The sequence below is a fragment of the Phyllobacterium sp. P5_D12 genome (assembly GCF_054049495.1).
The window spans coordinates 1-6,087 of sequence record NZ_JBFUMG010000260.1 but is presented as its reverse complement, the minus strand read 5'-3'; the positions used below and the strand labels follow the sequence as shown (position 1 = coordinate 6,087).

Annotated in this window: 6 protein-coding genes; 4 read left to right on the top strand and 2 right to left on the bottom strand. The window is 53.1% G+C overall.

The genetic code is table 11. The annotated features are described in order from the left end of the window. The 3 genes from ACXJ5O_RS16430 to ACXJ5O_RS16420 all read left to right on the top strand — a co-directional run. A partial coding sequence (locus tag ACXJ5O_RS16430) for an alpha-E domain-containing protein (protein ID WP_457300822.1) occupies nucleotides 1–880 on the top strand: 880 nt, incomplete at its 5' end. A 5-nt stretch (nucleotides 881–885) separates the two neighbouring features. Next, the gene (locus ACXJ5O_RS16425; RefSeq protein WP_457300821.1) at nucleotides 886–1,683 is read left to right on the top strand and encodes a transglutaminase family protein; all 798 of its coding nucleotides are present in this window, start codon (nucleotides 886–888) and stop codon (nucleotides 1,681–1,683) included. Between the two features lie 30 nt (nucleotides 1,684–1,713). Next, nucleotides 1,714–2,451, top strand: a complete 738-nt coding sequence (locus ACXJ5O_RS16420) for a peptidase (protein WP_457300820.1) — start codon at nucleotides 1,714–1,716, stop codon at nucleotides 2,449–2,451. Between the two features lie 11 nt (nucleotides 2,452–2,462). Here ACXJ5O_RS16420 and ACXJ5O_RS16415 read toward each other — a convergent pair whose 3' ends face one another. Both ACXJ5O_RS16415 and ACXJ5O_RS16410 read right to left on the bottom strand, forming a co-directional pair. After that, complete coding sequence (locus ACXJ5O_RS16415) at nucleotides 2,463–4,385, bottom strand: L,D-transpeptidase family protein (RefSeq protein ID WP_457300819.1); 1,923 nt, start codon at nucleotides 4,383–4,385, stop codon at nucleotides 2,463–2,465. Between the two features lie 537 nt (nucleotides 4,386–4,922). Then, nucleotides 4,923–5,303, bottom strand: coding sequence for a gamma-butyrobetaine hydroxylase-like domain-containing protein (locus ACXJ5O_RS16410; RefSeq protein ID WP_457300818.1), 381 nt, complete (start codon nucleotides 5,301–5,303; stop codon nucleotides 4,923–4,925). Nucleotides 5,304–5,597: 294 nt separating this feature from the next. Here ACXJ5O_RS16410 and ACXJ5O_RS16405 point away from each other — a divergent pair. Continuing rightward, on the top strand, nucleotides 5,598–6,087 hold a 490-nt coding region (locus tag ACXJ5O_RS16405), incomplete at its 3' end, for a GTP 3',8-cyclase MoaA (protein ID WP_457300823.1).

Below are 6,087 nucleotides of genomic sequence, written 5' to 3'. Positions count from 1 at the left end.
GAATATGGCACGGCTCATCGATGCCGGGTTGCGAATGGCACTGACGAAAACATCCGACGCCCCAGAGGAATGGTCCTCCGTATTGATGAGCGCGGGAGTAAAGATCGGCTATGACAGCAAATACAAGGAGTACAATGCGAGCCTTGTCTCCGATTTCCTGTTGCGTGATCTGAGTAATCCCTCGAGCGTAATGGCTTGTGTCGAAACCGCGCGATCCAACGCACGCATGGTGCGCACTGCGCTTACGCGTGAGGCTTGGGAAAGCGTCAACGAGACCTGGATGGTGCTCAAATCGACACTGGCCTCAATCATCCCCGAAACCGACCTTCCACGCGTTCTCGATCAGATCAAGCGCGAAACTGCGATTATCCGTGGTGCTTTTCACGGAACAATGCTGCGCAACGAAATTTTCAATTTCGCGCGCATCGGCACCTTCATCGAGCGGGCGGATAACACCGCGCGCATTCTAGACGTCAAATATTACGTGCTGCTTCCCTCGATTTCATATGTTGGAACGACCCTCGATAACTTCCAATGGGAATCTATCCTGCGATCCGTCTCCGCACACCGCTCCTATCGCTGGGTCTATGATGTCGAATACAATCCGGTGAATATCGCGGATTATCTGATCTTGAATTCACGCATGCCCCGCTCCCTGAACTTTTGCTACTCCAATATCGTGGATAATCTGAAATACCTTGCCCTCGACTACGGCAAGCGGCACGAATGCCATGACATGTCCGAGGGTATTATGACCCGGCTAGAGAACAATGAGATCCGCACCATTTTTGACAATGGGTTACACGAATTTCTGAGCGATCTCATTTATCAAACGAACAGCTTGAGCAGCAAGATTGCTCACGCATACAATTTCGATTGAAGATCATGCTTTTGAACATCCAGCACAATTCCCGCTATCGCTACGACACTCCGGTTCATTATTCGGTGCTGCGATTGCGCATGCATCCACAAAGCAGCCCGGGCCAGAAAGTCATCGACTGGGCACTCAAGATAGAGGGCGCGACACAGGAAGCGAACTACCGTGACGGCTATGGCAATCGCACCATGCTGATACGGCTTGATCGCGACATCGAGGAACTCGTCATACGCGCCGAGGGCCAAGTCGAAACCGAGGATCGTACAGGCGTTCTCGGCAAGGTCTATAATTTCATGCCGATATGGCTCTACGAGCGTGAAACGGACTTGACCAAACCGGGTGACTCGATCCGCGAATTGGCAGCAAGCTTGCCGACCAGTAGCGACAAACTGGCAATCATGCACGAACTGATGGCACTGTTGCATCAGAAAATGGCCTATACACCAGGCACTACCAACATCAACACGACAGCCGAGGAGGCCCTGCTCAACGGAAGCGGTGTCTGCCAGGACCATACCCATGTCTTCATTTCCGCCGCGCGCCTGCTCAATATTCCTGCACGCTACGTGTCTGGCTATCTCATGCTGAACAACACGATTGAACAGACGGCAAGCCACGCGTGGGCGGAGGCTCATATAGAAGGACTGGGCTGGGTGGGATTCGACGCAGCCAACGATATTTGTCCGAATGAAACCTATGTGCGTCTGGCTTGCGGCCTCGATTACCGCGAAGCGGCCCCAGTTTCCGGTATACGCTTTGGACCGGGCATTGAATCACTTGCCGTGGAAGTCAATGTAGAGCAGTAATCGCTCTACTATCGGGATTCGGGATTCGCTATGACTTACTGCGTGGGGCTCAAACTGGACCGCGGCCTTGTGTTCATGTCTGACACGAGAACAAATGCCGGTGTCGACAATATTTCCACGTTCAAGAAAATGTATACCTGGGCCAAGACCGGCGACCGCGTTATCACGCTGGTTTCCTCTGGTAACCTGGCAACAACCCAGGCCGTCATCAGCATCCTGAACGAACGCACCAAGGAGCCATCCGAACGGTCGCCGTCGATCTACGAAATGCMATCGATGTTCCAGACGGCAAGGCTCGTTGGCGATACAATTAGACATGTCATCGACGAGGTGGATTCGGGCGGGCAGCGCGCCGATTCATTCGGCGCATCGATCATCCTCGGTGGTCAGATCAAAGGCGGCGATCCACGGCTTTTCCTGATCTACCCTGAGGGAAATTTCATTGAGGCGACGCCGGATACACCCTTCTTCCAGATCGGTGAGCACAAGTATGGAAAGCCGATTATCGTGCGATCCTACGACCCTGCACTGACTTTCGAGGAAGCGACGAAGCTGTTGCTGGTTTCCTTCGATTCGACGTTGAAATCCAACTTGTCAGTTGGACTGCCGCTGGATTTACAGTTCTACGAGTCGGACAGTCTCAAGCTTGGTTTCGAAAAACGCATCGAACGCCATGATCCTTATTATGAAATGATTTCGGATGGCTGGTCGCAGGCCTTGAAACTTGCATTCCAAAGCCTGCCACCTTTCGAAATCAAAAACGACTAGGGGCGCTGCCTTTATAGTTTCGCAGTCTGGACGCTTGTTGCCTGTCGCATTGCCCGCGTCTTGACGAAGGCCTTTTCGAGATAAGCGTCGCGCTCGTAGACGTCGTCATAGTACTTGATCTCGCCTGTCGTCGCGTCCGGCCACGCTGTGAAATAGGATACGTAGACCGGCAACTGATCCTTCACCTTGACGCTGCGTTCGTTCTTGCCGAAGTACTGTTTCAGATCTTCGACTGGAACGCCGAGCACTGCCGCGGCCATGTCACGTGGGCGCTCCAGGCGGATACAGCCATGGCTCAATGCCCGCATGTCCCGCTTGAAATATGATTTGGCCGGCGTGTCATGCATATAGATGTCGTGACTATTCGGGAAGAGGATCTTCAGTTCTCCGAGAGCGTTGTCGAGGCTCGGCTTCTGGCGAATGCCAACGCCACCGCCGTTTGAAGCAACCTGATACCAATTGATCGAGCTCGACGGAACCACGCGCCCCGACTTGTCATAGACCTCGTATCCACTATTTTCGAGATAGGACGGATTGCTGAGTATCTTCGGCATCATCTCGTTGAGAATGATCGAGCGCGGCACCCCCCAGGATGGATTGAAGACAACAGTCTCGATCGTATCATCGAAGAAATAGGTCTGGTTCGTGGGCGATCCGACCACGATATTCATCGCCAGTTTTTCTGTGTTGTCGTCGAAGTACTGGGCCCGGTAGGCAGGCTGATTGATGAAAACATAGCGCTTGCCGAAATCATGCGGCAGCCAGCGCAGCCGCTCCATGGAATACAAAATACGGTTCCGTTTGGACAGAGTTGTTTCAGTTTGAAGCGACTTGATGGTATTGCTGCCGATTACACCGTCGGCCTTGCGTCCCTGCGCCTTCTGAAAGTCCTTGATGGCTTGGACGAGACTCTCGTCATAGACATAGCTGTTTTCGTGCGCGGCCAGCACAATCTTATGCTCTGCCAAATAGTCCTGCGGCGCTTTCGCCCGGATCAGCGCTACGACATTGCGAAGTTCATCGCTTATGTCGCCCGGGCGGATCATTGTGCCGGGAGCAATGCTCACAGTCGGCTCATTGGTGTCATCGAGCTCGTGCAGATTTTGTTTAAGCTCGGCATACCATTTATTCTGCGGTTCGAAAGCAACAAGCGTCGCGGCGGGATCGTTCGACGAAGCAAGCTGTTCGATCACGTCGCGCGGCTTGACCCGGCCCGTGGCAAAGTCGTGGAACCCGCTGAGGCGGTTTGGGTTGATGCGGCCCTCACCTTGGTCCATGGCGTAGCGCAGTGCTCGTGCCGACATCGACAACTCGAAATCTGCAAGCTCCTTTAGTCGCGCTGGAATGTTGGCACGATCATAATCGTCACTCGGCACCGCAACTGCATAGTCCTGTGGATCAAGACCATCGTCCGCAGCCTTTGCAAAAAGCGCCACGACCGCCTTCGCCTGTCGTGTCACATCATAAGAAGCCGTCCAGATCGGGCGCTGCTTCGTGGCGTAATACGAGACAATCGCGTCAGAGATTTCCTTTTCGGCCAGAACGTGAGCAGCCTTCAGATGGTCGATCTTCAGTCCGAATTCATCCATCGCCATTGATGGAGAAACATCCGTGCTATGATCGGCTGAAGCCGTGATCTGTGTATCCACTTTGGAAAAATCGATCTGAACCAGGCCTTCGGGCTTGTAGTCATAGTTTGTCGGCGCTGTGACGACCACGCGCTTGATAGGGGCGTTCGGACGCCGCACGCTCGCATCTTGCAGCCTGCCAGGATGGACCTGATGTGTTTGGTCGACAGGACGCGACTCGACGCGGCGATTGCCGAACAGCAGTTCCATCAGGTTATTGGCTGCCGATGCCGGCGACATCGGGATGGCTGTGGCCGACAACATCGCGGCCAGTAAGATTGCATTTTTTTTGGAACGGGAATTCATGATGCGTGCCCAGCTGGAACTGTATTGCCCACGGATGAACATGAGCCATTGATGAGGTGTGTAGCCAGTTTGACCGCATCGTATTTAGATTCTTTTAACAATGCCCCGCCCCCAAATATTAACTCGCCGCGGCACAATTTTAAGCTGTGTGCTGGTTTTGACACATTTATCCCAATTCACCCTCACTTTCATGTTAATTCATCACACAAATAGTTGACCAATCCAGTTCATTCCCAAAAATCGCAATAATACTCCAGAAGAAGCGACGCACTGCATCGAATTGGAGAACATGAGGAACAAGTTTCTCGGCATGTCTATGTTGTGTTTGGAAGTTCTTGAAATTAATTCTTTAATGTCACTCGCCAACGCGAAGGATACACTTAGCAAGAGAATATTTCTTACGGGTCAACGCGAACGCCAAGCCGGCAAATGGCCATCGGACCACTCGCCCACTGCGCATGTTCTTGTCATCTCCTGCAACCTATGGTTCTGGCATTATAGGAAGGCTGYATTCGCATGGCATTGTCTTGAAGTAACTCAAGTAACTCGCCGCGGCGTGAACGGTTCGCGACTTAAACCCTTCTCGGCAAGTTCGTCGAGATAGGCCTGCCAGCGTGTATCTTTGTTACGCCCAAGATCGATCAAATAGTCCCAACTGAACAGGCCAGTATCGTGCATATCGTCAAAAATGATGCGCACGGCATAATTTCCAACGGGTTCCATCTTGGCAATCTCAACATTTATTTTGCCCGGCACTGTCTGGCGCTGTTCGGGCGAGTGCCCTTGTACTTCCGCCGAAGGTGACGCGACCCGTAAAAGCTCCGCCGTAAGCACATAGCTTTCCCCATTGTCGAAGACGATCGTAAGCGATCGGCGGTCTTTGCTTACGCGCAGTTCTTTGGGCCAGGCATTAGTCATCGCGAACGCTCCTCGTGCTCCCTCTTCTGTAAGAACAAGGATCGATCCCCGCAAGTCCGTCCTTTCCAATACACGGCTGGCACTGTGCAGACTGTTTCGCTTGCACACGGCCAATTCTCTGCTTTGTTAGACGCGGTCGGCAACGAACGCAGGGTTGAACAAACTGCGTGGAAAAGCCTCAGCGTTTGTCTCGTCCGACGGCTGGACAATTGGAAGCCGGCACCCTATCTCTTTGGTAGGAGGAAGCTCTTGGATCACGTTGCATTGCTCGATACGACGGCACATCAGGCCCCAATGATCGACCCTTTCGGGCGAACGATCAGCTATTTGCGCGTATCAGTGACGGATCGCTGCGATTTCCGCTGCACCTATTGCATGTCGGAACACATGACATTCCTGCCGAAAAAGGATCTGCTGACGCTCGAGGAGCTGGATCGGCTCTGCACAGCATTCATCGAGAAGGGCGTGAAAAAACTGCGTCTTACCGGCGGCGAGCCGCTGGTTCGAAAAAATATCATGCATCTGATCGGAGAGCTTTCGCGTCATCTTCAGTCCGGTGCGCTCGAAGAGTTGACCCTCACCACAAACGGCTCGCAGCTCGCACGCTTTGCGCCTGAGTTGGCCGGCCATGGCGTCAAACGTATAAACGTATCACTGGATACGCTGGATCCTGATAAATTCCGGGCCATTACCCGCTGGGGTGACTTCAACCGGGTAATGGAAGGCATCGACGCTGCGCAAGAAGCCGGCATCAAAGTCAAGCTGAATGCAGTCGCTCTTAAAG

Excerpts from the sequence above, each read along its gene's own strand:
- ACXJ5O_RS16415 (WP_457300819.1), bottom strand. The coding sequence starts at position 4,385 with ATGAATTCCCGTTCCAAAAAAAATGCAATCTTACTGGCCGCGATGTTG.
- ACXJ5O_RS16410 (WP_457300818.1), bottom strand. The coding sequence starts at position 5,303 with ATGACTAATGCCTGGCCCAAAGAACTGCGCGTAAGCAAAGACCGCCGA.
- ACXJ5O_RS16425 (WP_457300821.1), top strand. The coding sequence starts at position 886 with ATGCTTTTGAACATCCAGCACAATTCCCGCTATCGCTACGACACTCCG.